Raw genomic sequence first — 19251 nt, 5'->3', positions numbered from 1 at the left:
CTCCTCAGAAGCCCAGGCTCAGATGTTCGGCAATCGGGCCCAGCGCCAGGGTCGGCAGAAAGGTCAGGCCGCCCACCAGCAAAATGGTCACGGTCAGCAGGGTCACGAACAGCGGGCCGTGGGTCGGAAAGCTGTTCTGGCCGATCGGTGCGGTTTTCTTCATTGCCAGGCTGCCGGCCAGTGCCAACACCGGGAGGATGTAACCGAAGCGCCCGATCAACATGCCCAGGCCGAGCATCAGGTTGTGGAACGGCGTGTTCGCGCTCAGGCCACCGAATGCCGAGCCGTTATTGGCGCCCGCCGAGGTGTAGGCGTAGAGCAACTGGCTGAAACCGTGCGGGCCGGGGTTGCTGATGGTCGCCGCGGGGCCAGGCAAGGCAGCGGCAATCGCACCGAGAACCAGCACGCTGACCGGCATCACCAGCAGCGTGACCACCAGTAATTGCACTTCACGCGCCTGGAGTTTCTTGCCGAGGTACTCCGGGGTGCGCCCGATCATCAGACCGGCGAGGAACACCGCGATCAGCACGTTGAGCAACATGCCGTAGAGCCCGGCACCGACGCCGCCGAAGATCACTTCGCCGACCATCATGTTGACCAGCGCGACCATGCCGCTGAGCGGGTTGAGGCTGTCGTGCATGCCATTGACCGAACCGTTCGACGCCGCCGTCGTCGTCACCGACCACAACACCGTGGCGGTGGTACCGAAGCGTGCCTCTTTGCCTTCCAGCGGCGCGGTCTGTTCGACGGCGGCATTGTCCAGTGTCGGGTTCGGCTGATATTCGGCCCACAGCGAGGTCGCACCGCCGATCAGGAACAGCGCCAGCATGCAGGCGATGATTGCGCGGCTCTGGCGCAGGTCCTTCACGTAATGGCCGAAGGTGAACACCAGCGCTGCCGGAATCAGAATGATCGACGCGACTTCGAACAGGTTGCTCCAGGCCGTCGGGTTCTCGAATGGATGCGCCGAGTTGACGCCGAAGAAGCCGCCACCGTTGGTACCCAGTTGCTTGATTGCAATCTGGCTGGCGGCCGGGCCCAGCGGAATGACTTGATCGACACCCTGCATGGTCACCGCGTTGACGTACTGCGCAAACGTCTGCGGCACACCCTGCCAGACCAGATACAGCGCCAGCAACAGGCACAGCGGCAGCAGGCCGTAGAGGGTAGCGCGGGTCATGTCGACCCAGAAGTTGCCGAGGGTCTGCGCCGACTTGCGGCCGATGCCACGGCACAGCGCGACCAGCACGGCGAGGCCGGTGGCTGCACTGACGAAGTTCTGCACGGTGAGGCCGACCATCTGGCTCAAGTAGCTGAGAGTCGCCTCACCGCTGTAGGACTGCCAGTTGGTATTGGTCATGAAACTGACCGCGGTGTTGAACGCCTGCGTCCACTCCTGACCCGGCAGGTTCTGCGGGTTCAACGGCAGGTGATCCTGGAATAGCAGAATCGCGAACAGCAACATAAAACCAGCGAGGTTGAACGCGAGCAGCGCCAGCGTATATTTCTGCCAGCTCTGCTCGGCCTGCGGATCGACCCCGGCAATGCGATAGCAACCGCGCTCGACCGGACCGAGAATCGGCGTCAGCCAGGTGCGCTGGCCTTCCATCACCTTGTAGTAAAAGCGTCCCAGGAACGGCGCAGGCAGCAAGACCAGCGCGAAGAAGCCGAGGATCAGCCAATAGTCATAACTGTGCATAGCCGCTCCTAGTTCCGGTCCGCGCGCAACAGCGCAACCAACAGATAAATGAATAGCCCCACTGCCAACAGCAGTGACACCCCGTCCAGAACGCTCATGGAAGATCTCCGTGTAACGGCGTATTGCCGCGTGTGGGGTGATTGTCGAGAAGGAGGCTGTAAAGGAACGAGAGCGAGGGCGCGCGCGGGGCATAAAGAAAGCGTAAAGAGTGGGTTTATGCGGGCGTTAAACCTGGGTTTTGCGGTGTCTGGGCCGGCCTCTTCGCGGGCAAGCTCGCTCCCACATTTTGAAATGCGCGCGTCCAGACACCGCTGAAACCTGTGGGAGCGAGCTTGCTCGCGAAGACGGCATAACGAGCAACAGCGCACTCAACTGGCGCACAAAAAGCAGCTATCCCAACGCGAACATCCCCGATACGACCCCCATTCAACTTATTACGACTTGTTTCACCGCAATGGCACGCCCACTGCACGCGCCCTCCCCCGAGCTTTCCAAACCGTTCAGGGAGCAAGCGCATGAACACACAACTCAAACCCACGCTGGGCACGTTGCACCTGTGGGGCATCGCCGTCGGCCTGGTGATTTCCGGGGAGTATTTCGGCTGGAGTTACGGCTGGGGCGTCGCCGGCACGCTGGGCTTTCTGGTGACTTCGTTCATGGTCGCGACCATGTACACCTGCTTTATCTTCAGCTTCACCGAACTGACTACTGCTATTCCCCACGCTGGCGGGCCGTTTGCCTACAGCCGTCGAGCCTTCGGTGAGAAAGGTGGGCTGATCGCAGGGTTGGCGACGCTGATCGAATTCGTCTTCGCGCCACCGGCGATTGCGCTGGCCATCGGCGCTTATTTGAATGTGCAGTTTCCGGCACTCGACCCAAAACACGCAGCGGTCGGCGCATATATCGTCTTTATGGGCTTGAACATCCTCGGAGTGAAACTGGCGGCGACGTTTGAATTGATCGTCTGCGTGCTGGCCGTCGCCGAGTTGCTGGTGTTCATGGGCGTGGTCGCGCCGGCCTTCAGCTTCAGCAACTTCGCTCTGAATGGCTGGGCCGGTTCCGATGTATTCGGTGCGCCAGCGATTGCCGGCATGTTCGCGGCGATTCCCTTCGCGATCTGGTTTTTCCTCGCCATCGAAGGCGCGGCGATGGCGGCCGAAGAAGCCAAGGACCCGAAACGCACGATTCCCAAGGCGTACATCAGCGGCATCCTGACCCTGGTGTTGCTGGCAATGGGCGTAATGTTCTTCGCTGGCGGCGTCGGTGACTGGCGCACCCTGGCGAACATCAACGACCCGCTGCCGCAAGCGATGAAAAACGTGGTCGGCGACAACTCCGGCTGGCTGCACATGCTGGTGTGGATCGGCCTGTTCGGTCTGGTCGCGAGTTTCCACGGCATCATCCTCGGCTACTCACGACAGTTCTTCGCCCTCGCCCGCGCCGGGTATCTGCCGGCCTCGCTGGCAAAACTGTCGCGCTTCCAGACCCCGCACCGCGCAATCATTGTCGGCGGCCTCATCGGCATCGCGGCGATCTACAGCGATGGCCTGATCAACCTCGGCGGCATGACGCTCACCGCCGCGATGATCACCATGGCCGTGTTCGGTGCGATCGTGATGTACATCATGAGCATGCTCAGCCTGTTCAAACTGCGTAAATCCGAACCGAATCTGGAACGCACCTTCCGTGCGCCGTGCTATCCGTTGGTGCCGATGATCGCGTTGGTACTGGCAGTGGTCTGCCTGGTGGCGATGGCGTGGTTCAACACGCTGATCGGGCTGATTTTTCTGGGTTTCATGGCGGTTGGATTTGGATATTTCATGATGACTGGTCAATTGCGCGCCGATGCACCGGCGGACGCGATGTTGACCGGCAATTGACCCGGGGCCGGGTGTAGCGGGCAGAAGCGGCCTAGAATGGAACCACTGCGAAGTCGCTTCGCTCAAACGTGGTATGCAGCGTCGCACGGCGAATCCTCGCCCGTCGAGCTGCCCTTAAGGAGAGCCGTTATGCCCTGGTATGCCTGGTTGATTCTGATCGTTGCGATCGGCTCGATTGTTGGCGGATTGATGATGTTGCGCGACACCGCCAACAAGGTCGAACTGACCGATGAAGAACGCAAGCGCGTCGCACAGCGCAATGCTGAAGCCGACGCCAAGGACGCACAGGATCGCTGAAATCCACCCCGCCTGATCGGCGGGGTTTGCAGTTATATAGCCATCGGATCTGACCGCACGCTTTTAAGAAGTAGAAGTACAGTCACCATCTAATTTTCCTTGGTTAAGATGCGTGCATTGTTGCGGAGAGTTCCCGATGCGTTATTCGCAGGACCATAAAGCCCAGACCCATCAGCGCATCATCAAGGAAGCCTCGGCACGCTTTCGCAAAGACGGCATCGGCGCCACCGGCCTGCAACCTCTGATGAAAGCGCTGGGGCTGACCCATGGCGGTTTCTATTCACATTTCAAATCCAAAGACGATCTGGTGGAGAAGGCCTTGCAGGAGGCCGGTAATCAGGTCGACGGCTTGTGCGCAGAGATTTTCGCACAGGACAATGCGTTGGATCTGTTCATCGAGACTTACCTGTCCGAGTGGCATCAGACCTCACCCGACGAAGGCTGCCCGCTGCTGACCATCTCCTCCGAACTGGGCCTGCGCGGACAACCGAGCCCCACCAGTGACAACGTGCTCAATGCGAGGCTGACGCAAATCGAGAACAGCCTCGACGGCGAGAATGATCCTGACCGCGCTATTGTCATCATGTCGACCCTGGTTGGCGCGCTGCTGCTTTCACGCAGCGTCGCGGATGCCGGGTTTGCGCAACGCATTCTCGACGTCACCCGCGACCATCTGAAGAATCGCGACTAAGCCTGCCAGCGCTTGAACAACACGCTGGCATTGACCCCGCCAAAGCCGAAGCCATTGGACAACGCATATTCGATCGGCATGGACCGCGCCTGGCCATGGACGATGTCTACCCCGGCACTCGCCGGGTCCGGGTTGTCGAAGTTGAGCGTGGGTGGCACCACCTGGTCACGAATTGCCAATAGCGTGAAAATCGCTTCAAGACCGCCTGCAGCACCAAGCAAGTGGCCGGTGGCGGATTTGGTCGAGGTGACAGCGATTTTGTTTTCGGCACCGAACACAGCCTTGATCGCCGCCAGTTCGCCAAGGTCGCCTACAGGCGTCGACGTCGCATGAGCATTCAAGTGCTGGACCTGACCCGGCTCGATACCGGCCTGCGCCAACGCCAGCTCCATCGCGCGGCGTGCCCCGCTGCCATCTTCCGGCCCGGCTGTCAGGTGGTATGCGTCGGCACTGGTGCCATAGCCGACCAGTTCGGCCAACGGTTGTGCGCCGCGAGCCACGGCATGCTCCAGAGATTCGATGATCAGCAGACCGGCGCCCTCGCCCATCACGAAACCGTCACGCCCGCTGTCGAACGGTCGTGATGCACGCTCAGGGGTGTCGTTGTAACCGCTTGACAACGCCCGTGCTGCCGCGAAGCCAGCAAGACTGACACGGTCGATGCAGGCCTCCGCTCCGCCGCACACCGCAATGTCTGCTTCACCGGAACGAATCAACCGCGCCGCATCGCCGATCGCCTGAACGCCCGCCGCGCATGCTGTGACCGGCGCGCCCAGGGGCCCCTTCAGGCCATGCTGGATCGAGACATGACCGGCGGCAAGATTGACCAGAAAGGACGGGATGGTGAATGGCGACAAACGCCGAGGGCCGCGGCTGTCGGTGGTGCGCACCGCATCCGCAATCGCACCGAAACCACCGACACCGGAGCCGATGATCGTCGCCGTGCGCTCCCGGCCCTTATCGTCTTCGGGATGCCAGTCGGCCTGCTCCAGCGCTTGCCTTGCCGCCTCCATGGCGAACAGGATAAAACGGTCCATCTTCTTCTGTTCCTTCGGCGCAGTGGCGCGATCCGGATCGAAACCGGCCTCGGCGTCCTCCTCCAGGGTTGGCACACTACCGCCGACACGTGCAGGCAAGTCAGCAACCACCGCTTCCGGCAGATTGCGCAGCCCCGAGCGTCCGGTCAGCAAACGCTGCCAGACCACTTCGACACCACTGCCCAACGGCGAAACCAGGCCCATGCCTGTAACCACAATTCGACGCGAATCCATACCCTGCTGACCTCCGATCAATATTTGTAGCGTTGTGCCGCGCAACTGCGCGACAAGTTCGGCACCATGACGTGGCGTGCGGCGACAAATGCCTGCCATTCACCCGCATCAGGCAGCGAAGGGATAGTGATCAACGCGCCCTGATCCAGTCCGGCCAGCGCCGCATCGACCATTTCATCGGCCTCCAGTGCTGCCAGACGTTGGGCGTAGATGGCACCGATACCCGACGATGCGCCGGTCACGAGCGCTGTACCTTGGGACTTTGCGCAATTCATGAGAGTGCTCCAATTGGGCTGGGCGGAAAGGCTGTAGAATCGCGCCGGCTTGAGCGATCGACAGATTATTATAGGCATAATCTTATCGGCATATGATAGCTGTAATTCTAACTCGGCGAATAATTGCCGCCCTGTTGAGCTCTTTAGCTCGTCACCGCACAAAATCAAAAAAGGCCGGTCAATGACCGGCCTCCTGGCGTTGAACATTCAGCTTAGTTGACTTCAAGCTTGTCGCGGTTGCGATCCAGAATCGCCTTGCCAATTCCCTTGACTTCGAGCAACTCATCCACCGAGGAGAACGGCCCGTTTGTTTCGCGATATGCAACAATCGCCTGTGCTTTGGCCTCGCCGACGCCTGCCAGTTCCTTCTGCAGTGTCGCCGCATCGGCATCGTTAAGGTCAATCTTCGCACTTTGCGCAGACTTCGCAGGCTCCACCACCACAGGCGCTGTGGCGCCCTCCGAGGGTGCGACAGGTGCCGCGATTGCAGCAATCGAGGCGCTGGTCAGGATAGCGAAAATCAGAGAATAGAAATAACCGGTACGCATAAGTGACGCTCCATCATCGTTTGAGAAAGCAGCTTTTCCGAAGCTGCTCTTCAAACGTAGGTCATGGCGGGGGGATGTCAAAAATGCGAGCGTTACAGGATGTGAAACAATCAGGTTTCCAGGCGGCGTTGCTGATAAATCCAGTCGACTATTTCGCCATCGGGTGTGTAGCCGCTGACAGTCTCGCGCAGGAGCTGACGAACGCGGGCGTAGTCGTCATTGTCAACGGCGGCGAGCAGCTCGCTCAGGCTGACTTTCAAAACGTCCCACGACAAATGGTCCTCATTGGCCGTCATGATCATCGGATGCGGCGTGGACGCGACGTTATCGCCGATCAGCAGCTCCTCGTACAGCTTTTCGCCAGGGCGCAACCCCGTGAACTCGATGGAAATATCGCCCTGCGGATTTCGTTCGGAGCGAATGCTCAAACCGGACAGATGAATCATTTTCTCCGCCAGTTCAACTATTTTTACCGGCTCACCCATGTCCAGCACGAACACGTCGCCGCCCTGCCCCATCGAACCTGCCTGGATCACCAGCTGAGCAGCTTCTGGAATGGTCATGAAATAGCGTGTGATTTTCGGATGGGTCACCGTCAGTGGGCCGCCAGACTTTATCTGGCTGTGAAACAGCGGAATGACCGATCCGGAGGAGCCCAGCACATTGCCGAAGCGCACCATGGTAAAACGCGTCTTGTTGACCCTGGAAACATTGGACTTGTCGCCAAACAAGACCGGCGCCACCTCCCGACTCAGTGCCTGCAAGGTCAATTCGGCCAACCGCTTGGTACTGCCCATGACATTGGTCGGACGCACCGCCTTATCGGTGGAAATAAGCACGAAGTTCGATACGCCCGACTGCAAAGCCGCCTGTGCAGTGTTGAGCGTGCCGATCACATTGTTGAGCACGCCTTCGGCGATATTGTGTTCTACCATCGGCACGTGCTTATACGCCGCCGCGTGGTAAACCGTATCAACTTTCCAGGTTTTCATCACATCCAGCAGCTTGTCCTGATGACGTATCGAACCGAGGATGGGCAACAACCTGACCTGTACCGATTCACGACACCCGCGCTCTTCCAGTTCACGCAGGATGCTGTACAGATTGAACTCACTGTGCTCGAACAGGATAAGCGTGGTCGGCTGCAGTAAAAAAATCTGCCGGCAGAGCTCCGACCCGATGGAGCCACCCGCTCCAGTCACCATCACCGTTTTGCCGGTGATACAGCGTTCCAGCAGATCGGGCTGTGCAGGCACCGCGTCTCGCCCCAGCAAGTCAGCAATGTCGACTTCCTGAATGTCCTCGACTCTTACCCGGCCGCTGGCCAGGTCCGTGAAGTTGGGCACACTGCGTACATGCAGAGGAAAACCTTCCAGCAGATCGAGTATTTCCCGCCGGCGCGCGCGGGTCGACGAAGGCAGTGCAAGCAGGATTTCCTGAGCGCCGGTCACGTCGATCATTTGCTGGATATGTTTGGGTTTATAAACCTGCAGGCCAGAGATCGATCTATCGGAAATGCCAGGATCATCGTCAATGAAAGCCACGGGGCGCAGGACCCGACCCATGCGCAGTGCCGCGACCAACTGATTGCCCGCCACGCCAGCTCCGTAAACAGCCACTTTGGTCAGACCGTCATCGCGGTTGGTAAAGGGCACATGTTGCGCCGCGGTGAACCAGTCCCCCATGAAATACTGGCGCATGCACAAGCGCAGGCCGCCAATGATGACAAGGCTCAACCACCAGTAATTGAAAATGATCGAGCGTGGCACAACGACCTGGTGATTGCTGTACCAGTAGACGACGAGCGCCAGAACCAGCGAGGACAGACTGACAGCCTTGATGATCGCAATAAGCGCGTCATTGCCGAAATAGCGCATCACGGCGCGATACATTCCGAACCGAACGAACAGAGGAATGGCGACAAGCGGTGCACAGATGAACAACCACAGGTGGACTTTGAACGGATTGACCATTTCGTCGATGCCCAGCCTGACGATGAACGCCATCCACAGCGCTACCCAGACAAGGACGATGTCCGTGACAACTTGCAGCATCCTTTTGTTTCTACGCGGCAGGCCCAGCAGGAACTGCCTCATCTTGTCCATATTGATCTCTGGCACCTGGGAGAACTCCTTTCAGCGGGCAACAGAACCCGAAAATCTACCGCCGCCCGACACTCTAAACCTATGCAGCGCAGATTTGCTGTGGATTTCGAAATGAAGTCCGGGTTCCGACAAAACACCATTCGGTGACGCTGAAGCATCAATGCACGCCATCCCCCGAATCCGGCGCGTCTCGACACTTCGTCAACTGAACAGCGTCATCGCTCGCTGTCCAGTTGACTACTCAGGCAATGCATCAGGCAGACGCGGTGTAACCCTCACAGGATTTCGCTGCCCGTCCCTTGGCTATGTTGTAAGCATCGTGCAACAACTTGTGCCGCTCCAGACGGATATTCGGGTCTGCCGGAGTACGGAACAAGGAAGTGGTTTTGGCGACATAAGTAAACTTGTTGCCAAAACCGTATCTGAGCCACAGGTTCCAGTCTTCAAGATTGCTCATGTCGGTCTCAAATCCGCCACGTTGCAAGTAAAGCTCACGCTTGAAGAGTAGCGACTGAATCGGAATGAAATTGTGGTCCAGCAGGACGTTGTAGTCATATTCCTGTTTGAAGTAGGAAGGTGTTTCATGACTCGTCTCGGTGTAACGCCCATCCGCGCCAGTGATGGTGCCGACTTCCATGGCCAGTGAATAGGCAGCCACCGATTCGTGATCTTTTGCCAGCGCTCCGATCAACACTTCGACGTGATCGGAGAACAGCAGATCATCATCATCCAGGAACATGCAGTAAGTCCCCCTGGCCATTTCGAGGCCATGGTTGCCGGTGACTGACCGACCGACTTTGTCCATCCCGTAGAAGCGGATCGGGTGACCTGGCTGTTGCTGGAACTCAGCCACCAGCTCTTTCATCGTCTCACCGCCGTCTTCAACCACCACCAGCTCTACGTTCGGATAAGTCTGATTGCGTACGGAGATGATCGCCTGACGCAGAAACTCGGTGCGGTTGCGATAAGTTCGGGTGACGATCGTGACAAGCGGCATGTCATCGAGTTGCTCTCCGATTGTCCAGAAGGCTCCGTCCCGAATCATTTCGTAATCGAACCCGCGGAAGGGGAAGTACGTTTCCTTGCTGGAACCCTTGCCTGACAGAAAGTGCGGCACTTTGCGAACGATCTTGCCGATGTTGGCAATCAAATCACGCCGAACGCCAGTGTAAACTTCCGGGCGGAACAACAGAGCACCTTGCAGGACCAGCGCGCCGAACTTGTCGCTCATATCGCCATAACGCAGGCGCAGATAAGCGTTCGCCAACGTACTGCCGGTGAACTGAATCGGCTTGACATGGTTCTCGTGCTCGTAGGTGTAGTGGTAAACCACTGCCGACGGGCAGTATTTCAACTGGTAACCGAAAGACCGGAATCGATAAGACAGTTCGACATCTTCGCCATACATGAAAATTTCATGCTCATAACCGCCCACCTTGAAGTAAGCGGAGCGCCGAACGAGGATGCAGGCATGGGAAGACCAGTTGGTTTCCAGAGTGACCGGGTCATAATATTTCGGATGTTCGTAGGGCGCCTGACGCAACTCCCATGACGCAACGGCTCCAGAGGTATCGCTGCCTGCCGCCGCTACCGCATTGGCAATGGATCGCGGCGCGAACACAATGTCGATGTTGCTGATCAGAATCCATTCGGATTGACCGGTCTTGATCGCCCGATCGTGTCCCAGACCGAATCCGACGTTTTTGCCCTGAACCACTTCAAAACCCGCCACCTGCGCAGCGAGTGTGGTTTTCCAGCGTTGCAACTCGGCCACCGTATTGTCGCTGGAGCCGTTATCGACAAAACACAGGTTGAGTTTTTGCAGCGGGTATTCCTGCGCGGTCAGCGATGCAAAGAATCCATCGACCCACTTGCTGCTGTTATAGGTCACGATCGAGACGTCAATAACGGGCTGCGCGTCGAGCGCCGGCAGCGTCGGGGCGTAGGCAAAACGCCGATCCGCGAGAACCTGCACGGCGGCGAGATTGTTTCGCGAGTTGATCGCGCGCATCATTTTCGCTTGCACGTTTTTGATCAGGTGCCGCAAACGCATGCGCACGCCAATCAGCGCCGGGAATTTCTGGTAGACCGGGCGCAGCACGGCACGCGGATTGCTGACCCCGCGCTGCATTTTCCACCAGCCGCGCAGTGCCAGACGGCTAACCCCGCGCAACGGCCGGGTGATTCGCCACGATTTGGAGATATAAATCTTCCAGAGATCGTACTTGAGCACCTCTATCTGCTCTTCGCGCGCCTGCAATTGCTGAGTCAGTCGTTCCTGCTCAAGGAGCAGTTGATTTTGCATCTGAATGAGTTCGTCGTTGTCATTCATATATCTGTCGCTCAGGACCAGACTGAGCCTGTCATCCGTCGCCGAAAGTCGCTCTTTCGTTTCATGCAATTCGTGGCGAACACCCGACAGCTCGGCCTGCATGTTCAGATACGTTTGATTGATCGCAGCCAGATCCGCCTGCACCTCCAGCGCCTTCTCTTCAAGCCAGGTGATGTAGGACTGCTGACGGTAAACTTCCAGTTCCGCGTCGAACGCATTCCTCGTCTGGCCGCTGACGGACGTCCGGGTCAAGCGCGAAAGGTGCGCCGATGGCTCGATGAATTGCGCCTCGCTCAAAAAGTAGCGGGACTGTGCAAAGTCCAGAAGCAACGCCCGGAATTCCCGGCTGCACGGTGCGATGGCACCGTTCGCCTGCCAGTGGGATGCCAGATCCTGCGGCTGTTTCACATCGATGGTCAAACCGGTGCCGCTGTACGGTGCCTTACCCAACGCGTAGACAGTCTTGCCAGCCAGGGCGGCTTCAAAACCCGCCGAAGAGTTGATCGTGAACACCACATCGGCGCTGGCAATCAATTGCGTAATGCTGTGTTCCCTGTCTGCCACCTCGACATGCTCGGGCAACTCAGGCACCTCATCCAATGGATGCGGTTTGACAATCACCCGGTAATCCTTGGTTCCGATGACAGTCAGCACATGATTGACGTATTCGGCCATGCTGGCGAAAGGCGAGCCCATGATGATGTTCGAGTCATCCTGCACCTGCAGCAGAATCAGAGCCGTCGGCAGCTGTCGATTTCCCTCCAGACGATAACTCTCTTCCATCTGCCCGAGTCGTTCCAGCGCCTCCTCGGTCGGCTGGGCGCCGGTCTGCTGCCGATACTCGGCAAACTCGACGGCAAATCCACTGCGTACATTGACCCCACGGGTGTCCGAGTAATAAGCCATTGGATTGGGCGCGCGCAACATACCCAGCTCATTGAAAAGCAAAGGCACATCATTGGCCGCACAGACGGTTTCGAGGCTACCGTCGTAATTCCAGCAGAACACCAGATCCGGGTCCACGTTGTCGATCAAGGCAGTGACAAAATGATCATGGAACTTCAATGGCTGCTTATTGAGGAGGCGCCGCCAGTCTTCCAGCCAGTCAGCATTACCTGACATCGGGTACTCACACCCGTAAGAAGACGGACTGATCCACGCGTGGCGGAATTCCGGGTATTGAGCCTTGAGCTCATCAGAACCAACGAAGATGCACTCCCAGCCTTCATCGCTGAACTTGTTGGCCAGTGGCAGATAGACGTCAACGATACTGCTGAATAATGTTGCGCGCTCTCTCAACACCAGTGGCAAGGTGTAGAAAACCACGCGTTTGTATTTGCGCGAAGCGACTTTGGCTGCGGGATCACCCGCCGCAATGCTTTCAGGCTCGATATTGAATTTCACCACCGAGTTGGCTGCGATGATGGAGCCGTTGCCGATCACGGCACCGGCCAGTACCGAAGCGCTGGCACCGATCCATACATCATCGCCGATGCTGACTTCAGCCAGTCGCAGGCCCTGATTCTTGATGGGCGCGTGCAAATCATAGCGATGGGCCGACGACGTGATGGAAACGTTGGGCGCAACCAACACATCCCTGCCGATAGTCACCTTGCCGCTGCCGTTGATCCAGGTACCGCAATTGATGACGGTACCCGAACCGATACGCAAGTAGCCTTGCGCCCCGCATTCGATGACGACGTTATCGCGCAACTGCACACCGTCCTCGATGATGCACTCAGCCGTTTCGTCTACATGAAACCTGACTGTGTCAGCGATATCAGCATTACCGATCTTAAGCATGATTCAAGCAACCTTCACTACGTTGACAGTTGACGGGCAATAGGCAACGCCCACGATCTGACGTCCACCGGACACGCTGACTTTGCGCATCGGCCAACGTTGATCAAGCTCAACGCGTTCTCCGTCCAGACTCGCCATACCGATAAACAGAAAATATTCTCCCGGGGCAACATTCAACGGGAAGGTAAAACTGATCTTGTAAGCGCCTGCATCCAGATCGAATTTACACCCGGCCAGCAACGTATTGTCCCCGGCAACATCGACGCCTTTGGCATCGCGCAGGGAATAACCCATGACCACTTCCTTGAGTTGTGCGTACGACTGCACATAGCAATGCATCGTGACATCTTCGGTGGGTTCGAAGTGGCTGGTCTGCGTTCCATCGGCACTGAAAAAGTCGACGGCATTGATCTTTGCCGCGCCGGAACCGAATCGGACTTCCGAGATATCCCCCAACTCAGTGTCGTAGGAAACATCGACATGCTGTTCTTCGACCACCGGGATGGACACCGCACTGCTGTTGCGCACCTTCTTTTCGTAGTTTTTGGTCGCGGTCAGCACATCGGTGCTGTGGTCGATGATCTGTCCGTTCTGCATGACAATGACTGCCTGGCAGAAACGAATGACCGACTGGGTATCGTGCGAAACGAACAGGATGGTCGTGCCACGCTCTTGCATATGCTTCATCTTGAGCATGCATTTGAGCTGAAACCCTGCATCTCCGACGCTCAGCGCTTCGTCAACGATCAGCACATCCGGCTCGACGTTGATCGCCACGGAAAAGGCCAGACGCGCAAACATGCCACTGCTGTACATGCGAACGGGTTGATTGACGAAATCGCCGATATCGGCGAACTCGAGAATCGCCGCGATCCGCGTCTGCATTTCCTCACGGGAGTAACCCATGAGGGAGCCCTGGAAATAGATGTTCTCAACGCCGGTGTAATCGGGATTGAAGCCTGCACCCAACTCCAGCAGGGAAGCTACCCGACCGACAACCGTGACCTCGCCGCTGGAGGGTGTCAGCACGCCGGTGAGGATTTTCAGCAAGGTACTTTTACCTGCGCCGTTCTTTCCCAGAATTCCGACTGTCTGGCCTTTCTCGACGGTAAAAGAGACATCGGTGAGCGCATGAAAATCATGATGCCGATGCTTGCCAAAGAGCGAAAGAGCTTCGACCAGCCTGTCGACCGGCTTGTTGTAAAGCCTGTAGACCTTACTGACATTTCGGACGCTGATTGCGCTCTCGTTCACTGCATTCATCACAAAACATCCGCAAAATGAGGTCTTAACTTTCTGAACGTATGCCAGCCCACGAACATCAGGACAATCATGACGCCCCAGAAAAACAGGGTCTGAGTCGGACGTTGCCAAAACCAGACATCACGTATGAGCGAGTCTCTGAATCCTTCGACAATGTAGGCAAACGGGTTCAACCGCAGATACGACGCTGCCCTGCCCTGAATCGCATCGATATCCCAGAACACCGGCGTCAACCAGAATCCGAACTGCGTAGCCATCGCCACCAACTGGCTCAGGTCGGGGAAGAAAATCACCACCGAACTGGTAATCCAGGCGATTGCCAGAAGCAGCATGAACAGACAGGCGATGTAATACCCGACCTGCAACCAGTAAAGGTTCGGCTCATAGCCGTAGATAACGAAGAGCAGCAACAGGATGAACACGAAGAACACGTGAACCAGCACTGCCGAGCTGAGCTTGACCAATGGCAGCAGCGATACCTTGAAAACGATTTTCTTCACCAGAAAACTGTTTTCCTTGACCGCAGTGCATCCGGAATTCAGTGCTTCGACGGTGAAAAACCACGGAACCAGGCCGCACACCAGCCATAAGACAAAAGGGAAATCTCCGTGGGGAGCCGCCTTGAACCCGAACTGAAACACGAACCACAGAATCAATGTGGTCGCGCAGGGTTGGATGAATACCCACAAGAATCCGAGATAGTTAGTCAGGTAGCGAGCCCGAAGATCATTGGAAATCAGGCTCACCAGAATCCTGCGGTCCGCCAGCATTGCCCTGAGCCAACTCATTGAAAATCTCCGGACGTTACCGTCTCGTTCATCACCGTTTCACAACTACCGCACAACATCATGACTTCCATTTAACGATCCGGGGTCATCGGCTTCAGGCTTTCAACCTCTGGCACAAAAACCGGTTTTGTCTGCGCGCCGACCTCTGCCCTGGACTTGTCCTTGGGCTTGAATTTCAACACACGTTTTTCCACCAGATGCCAGGACGCATAGCCAAGCACCAGCGTGATGGCAATCGTGACAAACAGGTAGAGCGGATAGGAGATCTCGGGAAACTTCAGCAATACAAACTGCTGCACTGGAAAAGCGTAGATGTACACACCGTAGGAGCAGTCACCCACGCGATTGATCCAGCTGCCCAAACGGCTGCTGGACAAGCCATAGGCCAGGACAACGTAAGGCAGGCTGATCCAGAGCAGGATCTTCGAGACCGGGGCATACGGCGCCAACAGAATGGTCGCCATGATCAGTACGCAAACACCCGACAGACTGAACCAGCGCTCGAGCCGCCACTTTGCGTAACAGGCACCAATCATGAAATAGATGCCGGTCAGGAAAATATTACGGACATCAGTGCCATAGACCACGACCATTTCCGCGCCGCGCCAGCACCAGAAAATAACGGTCAGCGCGAACCCTGCAGTTGCTGCTACATATACCCAGCGACGGCTCCTGAAGATCAGCCCGAGCGCAACGACGACCAGGTACATGAAGAATTCTACCGGCAGACTCCACAACGAACCGTTGACGGCATTGGGAACGCGCGCGTGCTCCAGAACACCGGGCAGGTAGAACACCGGACTCAGGACGACATTCCACAGATAACCCCAGAATTGCGGATGCGCAAAATACTCACTGATCGTCAGCGTCGTAAACAGCGGCCCCAGAATGAACATGCTGATCAGCACGACCACGATCAATGCCGGAAAGATGCGCAACGATCGCTTGATCAGGAAATTGCCCACCGAAGGTGTGGAATCCCAACTCTTGACGATCAGATAACCACTGATGATGAAGAAAATTTCGATGCCCAACCCGCCGTAGGAGGCAAGCCCCAGAAAGCCGGCCGGCGGGTTGCCGTAAAAGGCGAAGGAGTGTGCGTAAAGGACCAGTAGCGCAGCAATCAGCCGAAGCAAGTTTAAATTATTATCCTTATGCTGCATTTATTACCGCTCCACTACTGTGAACTGCTCAAATTGACTGACATGTTTTTCAGAGACTTCCCGGCTATGCCTCCCAGGCCAGATCCGTCTGACCGAGACCGGCGACAGCCTCATCCGCTCGACCTGCGCGAGGGGGGGGGGCGATCATACCACTATCCTAATCAAGGTCCACGCCCGCCAAGGCCTCTAGCGAAGCAGCACGCTGGCGCGCACTCATCCGTCAAGCGGTCTCCCGAGTACCCGCCCCGAATTTTGCCGCCAGCCACAGCAAGGGCGCATAGGCGATGATCAACCCGGTAATACCGGAAATCACACCCAACGCCACCAACAGCGCGCACGGCAGCAACCACAACAGGTTTATCGCGACGACAGCAAGGGTAACCGTCTTGTGGCTCTGGAAGTGTCGGGACGCATATTGATACGCATGGCTGCGATGGGCTTGATAAACCTTGTCACCATTGAGCAGGCGCCTGCACAGCGTCCAGGTCGAGTCCACCACAAAAACGCCTAACAGAATGACCCAACTCCAAAGCAAGTCCGGGGCGACGATGGCCGCGCTGAGGGACAATATTCCCAGAGTCATGCCAAGAAATCCGCTACCGGCATCGCCCATGAAGATGCGCGCCGGCGGATAGTTCCAGCAGAGAAATCCGGCCACGGCGCTGCTCAATAAAAGCCCGCCCCAGAGCGATTCCGCATGCCCGGTGATCACGCAGATCAAAGCACTGCCCAGACAAGCACACAGTCCCTCGGCGCTTGCCAGCCCGTCGATGCCATCCATGAAATTGTAGAGATTGAGCATCCACACCAGATACACCGCGGCCAGCAGGTTCCCGATCCATCCGAAATCGACAACCGAACCGAAAACAGCTACCGGAGCCAGTCCGCCAAGCCAGGACAATGCCCAGATGGCTGCGCAAAAATGCCCTAGCAGGCGCCACCTGGCAGCAATATGCCCGTGATCGTCGGCAAATCCGATGATCGCCACCAGCAAGCCGCTGCCCGACAGTGCGCAAAAAGTCGCAAGGTCCAGCAGCTCCAGCCCATACAGCACGGGCAACGCCAGCAGAAATGCGACAACGATTGCGACGCCGCCGCCACGTGGAGTGGCCACCGTATGCGAGCTGCGCTCGTTGGGGATATCCATCAAGCGTTTGGAAAGCGCGTAGCGCCTCAAACCCAGGGTCAATGCCCAGGACAGCAGAAAAACCAGAATGAGCAAGCCGGCAAAAATCATCTCTTTCGAGTTCCCTGAAAATGGTCCGCGGTGCGCCGCAAAGCAGTGTCGACGTCAATCGGCGGCACCCAGCCCAGCAAGGCGGCGTTTTTGCTGATATCGACTTGCAGTGATTCACAGATTCGCTGCGCGACGTTGCGCCGGCCGACGATTGCCGCGAAGAAAAGCAGCCATTTCGCCGGAACGGGGAACAAGCGAACCTTTTTCCCCAACGCCGATGACATTCGTCTGAGCAAATCCGGAGTCGATAAATCATCGCCGTCGCTGACGAGAAAGGTTTTTCCGGCAGCGGCCGGGTGATTTATGCAAGCAGTAATCAAACTCACCAGATTACCGATCGCCACCAGACTGCGCTGATTGCGGATGCCGCCCAAGGGCAAAACCATGCCTTTGTTCAGCACGTTGAGCAGGCTGAGAAAGTTGGCTTTCACACCCGGCCCGTAAACCAGCGGTGGACGGATGATCACGATTTCCATGCCCGTTTGCTGGCCAAACGAACGCAAAGCCTGCTCCGCTTCGTGCTTGCTCAAGCCATAAGGGTCCTCGGGAGCCGGCACATCGTCAGCCATAAAGGGGCGACCGCAAGCGGTACATTCACCGTTGACTTTGATCGAGCTGATGTAAACAAACCGCTTGACCCCGGCCTGCGCCGCCGATCGGGCCAGCTGCAAGGTTGCGTCGACATTGACGCGCCGAAATTCGGCCAGCGCATCATCCGCTGTCTCGTGCATGACATGCACGCGCGCCGCTGCGTGGACAACTACTTCGATACCCGCCATCTGCGCAGCAGAACTTGAGCCAAGCTCAAGCTGTACAAGCGGACACAAGCCTTGCAGACGCGTGGAACCACGCACCGCCGCCACGGGTGCGAACCGGCGATCGAGCAACAGATGGAACATCAGTGCTTCACCGACGAACCCCCTCGCACCGGTAACCAGTACTTTGCAAGGACTCACCTGACAGCCTTCCCTGCAAGCGCTGTGGCCCAGCAAATCAGAAAAAACAGTACGCGATCCCTGATTCGCCGACGGCAGTGCCGCGACGCAAATGAAAGGCGAATCAATTGCCAGCGGCGCAATTGCAGCCATTTGCTGACGAACGGATCGGTCGTGAGGCCTGTCAGTCTTGCGATCAAGGTGACCTGGGAAAACCACCAGCCGTCATGAACCGACTTGTAACGCGCAATCATCGTGCCCAGGCCGGTGTTGGCGCCGACCTGATTGTTTTCATGCTGCCGGTAGTCCATGGAAGGACGTGGATCGATGTACCAGCGATAGCCATGACTGCGAGCGAAGGCGTAGCAATACCAGTCATGCAGGGTGACATTTTGCAGTTCGTCCCAGTGTGTCAGCATCGATTGCTTCATTGCATGAGCCAGCGTCGCGCTCAGTACATAAGTGCACCCGGGGCCGGCCGCTTCGAAAAGGAAATCCCAACGCGTCTGCGGTTGCGCCTTGTGGATCAGACGCCTGCTGCCGTTTTCCCAGAACGCTGTGACGTTGCTGGAACAGGCATCGGCACCCGACTCGCGCAACGAGGCGATAGCCCGCTCCAGCTTGTCGTCGTGCCAGATGTCGTCTTGATCAGCAAAGGAGACGTAGTCGTAGTCGCGCAAATCGACATCACGCAATAGTCGAAAAAAATTGCGTGATGCGCCTCCAAAGCGTTCGCCGCATGGCAGAAGGTTTACGTTTGCGTGCCTGGCCGCGAATTCTTCACACCAGGACTCCGTACCGTCAGTGGACGCGTCGACGCTGATGTAAATACTGACCTGCACCGCAACCTGGCCCAGGATCGAGGCTATCTGCTCTTCGATCCATTGCATTCCATTGTAGGCGGCCAGCAAAACCGCAACCCGGGGAGTTCTTACTGGCATTCCATTCCTGCTTGCACGATTTT

At 57.3% G+C, this 19251-nt stretch carries 15 protein-coding genes and 1 pseudogene; 3 read left to right on the top strand and 13 right to left on the bottom strand.

The window, feature by feature from the left end; all coding sequences use genetic code 11:
- Positions 1–4: 4 nt before the first annotated feature.
- Positions 5–1699 (bottom strand): potassium-transporting ATPase subunit KdpA, encoded by a 1695-nt coding sequence (kdpA, locus tag V6F91_RS20135; RefSeq protein WP_332767477.1) that lies wholly within the window; start codon positions 1697–1699, stop codon positions 5–7.
- 8 nt (positions 1700–1707) lie between these two features.
- Positions 1708–1797: a K(+)-transporting ATPase subunit F gene (gene kdpF / locus V6F91_RS20130; protein ID WP_007899818.1), complete on the bottom strand. Its 90-nt coding sequence runs from the start codon at positions 1795–1797 to the stop codon at positions 1708–1710.
- Positions 1798–2214: 417 nt separating this feature from the next.
- Here kdpF and eat point away from each other — a divergent pair, with 417 nt between their 5' ends.
- From eat to V6F91_RS20115, 3 genes are all read left to right on the top strand, one after another.
- On the top strand, positions 2215–3579 hold the full coding sequence (gene eat / locus V6F91_RS20125) for an ethanolamine permease (protein ID WP_332767474.1): 1365 nt from the start codon (positions 2215–2217) through the stop codon (positions 3577–3579).
- Between the two features lie 129 nt (positions 3580–3708).
- The gene (locus V6F91_RS20120; RefSeq protein WP_332767472.1) at positions 3709–3876 is read left to right on the top strand and encodes a DUF2897 family protein; all 168 of its coding nucleotides are present in this window, start codon (positions 3709–3711) and stop codon (positions 3874–3876) included.
- A gap of 136 nt (positions 3877–4012) precedes the next feature.
- Complete coding sequence (locus V6F91_RS20115; RefSeq protein ID WP_332767470.1) at positions 4013–4567, top strand: TetR/AcrR family transcriptional regulator; 555 nt, start codon at positions 4013–4015, stop codon at positions 4565–4567.
- Here V6F91_RS20115 and fabF read toward each other — a convergent pair.
- The 11 genes and pseudogenes from fabF to V6F91_RS20060 form a co-directional block, all read right to left on the bottom strand.
- The gene (fabF, locus tag V6F91_RS20110) at positions 4564–5838 is read right to left on the bottom strand and encodes a beta-ketoacyl-ACP synthase II (protein ID WP_332767468.1); all 1275 of its coding nucleotides are present in this window, start codon (positions 5836–5838) and stop codon (positions 4564–4566) included. The two genes, V6F91_RS20115 and fabF, sit on opposite strands and share 4 nt — an antisense overlap.
- Positions 5839–5855: 17 nt before the next feature.
- Positions 5856–6023 (bottom strand): annotated as a pseudogene (locus V6F91_RS20105) (SDR family NAD(P)-dependent oxidoreductase); the annotation flags it as partial.
- Between the two features lie 302 nt (positions 6024–6325).
- Complete coding sequence (locus tag V6F91_RS20100; RefSeq protein WP_332767466.1) at positions 6326–6661, bottom strand: helix-hairpin-helix domain-containing protein; 336 nt, start codon at positions 6659–6661, stop codon at positions 6326–6328.
- 110 nt (positions 6662–6771) lie between these two features.
- Entirely contained in the window at positions 6772–8766 is a 1995-nt protein-coding gene (locus V6F91_RS20095; protein ID WP_332767706.1) for a nucleoside-diphosphate sugar epimerase/dehydratase, read from the bottom strand.
- Between the two features lie 253 nt (positions 8767–9019).
- The gene (locus tag V6F91_RS20090) at positions 9020–12901 is read right to left on the bottom strand and encodes a glycosyltransferase (protein WP_332767464.1); all 3882 of its coding nucleotides are present in this window, start codon (positions 12899–12901) and stop codon (positions 9020–9022) included.
- A 3-nt stretch (positions 12902–12904) separates the two neighbouring features.
- Positions 12905–14164, bottom strand: a complete 1260-nt coding sequence (locus tag V6F91_RS20085) for an ABC transporter ATP-binding protein (protein ID WP_332767462.1) — start codon at positions 14162–14164, stop codon at positions 12905–12907.
- Complete coding sequence (locus V6F91_RS20080) at positions 14164–14952, bottom strand: ABC transporter permease (protein WP_093099561.1); 789 nt, start codon at positions 14950–14952, stop codon at positions 14164–14166. Before V6F91_RS20080 ends, V6F91_RS20085 begins: the two co-directional genes overlap by 1 nt.
- A gap of 71 nt (positions 14953–15023) precedes the next feature.
- A complete protein-coding gene (locus V6F91_RS20075) occupies positions 15024–16115 on the bottom strand; it encodes an acyltransferase (RefSeq protein ID WP_332767457.1) in 1092 nt (363 codons plus the stop codon).
- Positions 16116–16335: 220 nt separating this feature from the next.
- Positions 16336–17352, bottom strand: a complete 1017-nt coding sequence (locus V6F91_RS20070; RefSeq protein WP_332767455.1) for a glycosyltransferase family 4 protein — start codon at positions 17350–17352, stop codon at positions 16336–16338.
- Positions 17349–18308 carry an SDR family oxidoreductase gene (locus V6F91_RS20065; RefSeq protein ID WP_332767704.1) on the bottom strand — a complete coding sequence of 320 codons (960 nt, stop codon included), beginning with the start codon at positions 18306–18308 and terminating at the stop codon, positions 17349–17351. The genes V6F91_RS20070 and V6F91_RS20065 overlap by 4 nt, the downstream gene beginning before the upstream one ends.
- Positions 18305–19228 (bottom strand): glycosyltransferase, encoded by a 924-nt coding sequence (locus tag V6F91_RS20060; RefSeq protein ID WP_332767702.1) that lies wholly within the window; start codon positions 19226–19228, stop codon positions 18305–18307. The genes V6F91_RS20065 and V6F91_RS20060 overlap by 4 nt, the downstream gene beginning before the upstream one ends.
- Positions 19229–19251: the final 23 nt, after the last annotated feature.

It is taken from the genome of Pseudomonas koreensis (assembly GCF_036668835.1).
In the GTDB taxonomy this organism is placed as follows: Bacteria; Pseudomonadota; Gammaproteobacteria; order Pseudomonadales; family Pseudomonadaceae; genus Aquipseudomonas; species Aquipseudomonas koreensis_I.
Note: the sequence above shows the minus strand (reverse complement) of the source record. Positions and strands in the feature narration are given on the sequence as shown.

What these genes read in the sequence shown, in the direction of transcription:
- kdpA (WP_332767477.1), bottom strand. Translation starts at nt 1,699, where the DNA reads ATGCACAGTTATGACTATTGGCTGATCCTCGGCTTCTTCGCGCTGGTC.
- kdpF (WP_007899818.1), bottom strand. Translation starts at nt 1,797, where the DNA reads ATGAGCGTTCTGGACGGGGTGTCACTGCTGTTGGCAGTGGGGCTATTC.
- eat (WP_332767474.1), top strand. Translation starts at nt 2,215, where the DNA reads ATGAACACACAACTCAAACCCACGCTGGGCACGTTGCACCTGTGGGGC.
- V6F91_RS20120 (WP_332767472.1), top strand. Translation starts at nt 3,709, where the DNA reads ATGCCCTGGTATGCCTGGTTGATTCTGATCGTTGCGATCGGCTCGATT.
- V6F91_RS20115 (WP_332767470.1), top strand. Translation starts at nt 4,013, where the DNA reads ATGCGTTATTCGCAGGACCATAAAGCCCAGACCCATCAGCGCATCATC.
- fabF (WP_332767468.1), bottom strand. Translation starts at nt 5,838, where the DNA reads ATGGATTCGCGTCGAATTGTGGTTACAGGCATGGGCCTGGTTTCGCCG.
- V6F91_RS20100 (WP_332767466.1), bottom strand. Translation starts at nt 6,661, where the DNA reads ATGCGTACCGGTTATTTCTATTCTCTGATTTTCGCTATCCTGACCAGC.
- V6F91_RS20095 (WP_332767706.1), bottom strand. Translation starts at nt 8,766, where the DNA reads ATGGACAAGATGAGGCAGTTCCTGCTGGGCCTGCCGCGTAGAAACAAA.
- V6F91_RS20090 (WP_332767464.1), bottom strand. Translation starts at nt 12,901, where the DNA reads ATGCTTAAGATCGGTAATGCTGATATCGCTGACACAGTCAGGTTTCAT.
- V6F91_RS20085 (WP_332767462.1), bottom strand. Translation starts at nt 14,164, where the DNA reads ATGAATGCAGTGAACGAGAGCGCAATCAGCGTCCGAAATGTCAGTAAG.
- V6F91_RS20080 (WP_093099561.1), bottom strand. Translation starts at nt 14,952, where the DNA reads ATGAGTTGGCTCAGGGCAATGCTGGCGGACCGCAGGATTCTGGTGAGC.
- V6F91_RS20075 (WP_332767457.1), bottom strand. Translation starts at nt 16,115, where the DNA reads ATGCAGCATAAGGATAATAATTTAAACTTGCTTCGGCTGATTGCTGCG.
- V6F91_RS20070 (WP_332767455.1), bottom strand. Translation starts at nt 17,352, where the DNA reads ATGATTTTTGCCGGCTTGCTCATTCTGGTTTTTCTGCTGTCCTGGGCA.
- V6F91_RS20060 (WP_332767702.1), bottom strand. Translation starts at nt 19,228, where the DNA reads ATGCCAGTAAGAACTCCCCGGGTTGCGGTTTTGCTGGCCGCCTACAAT.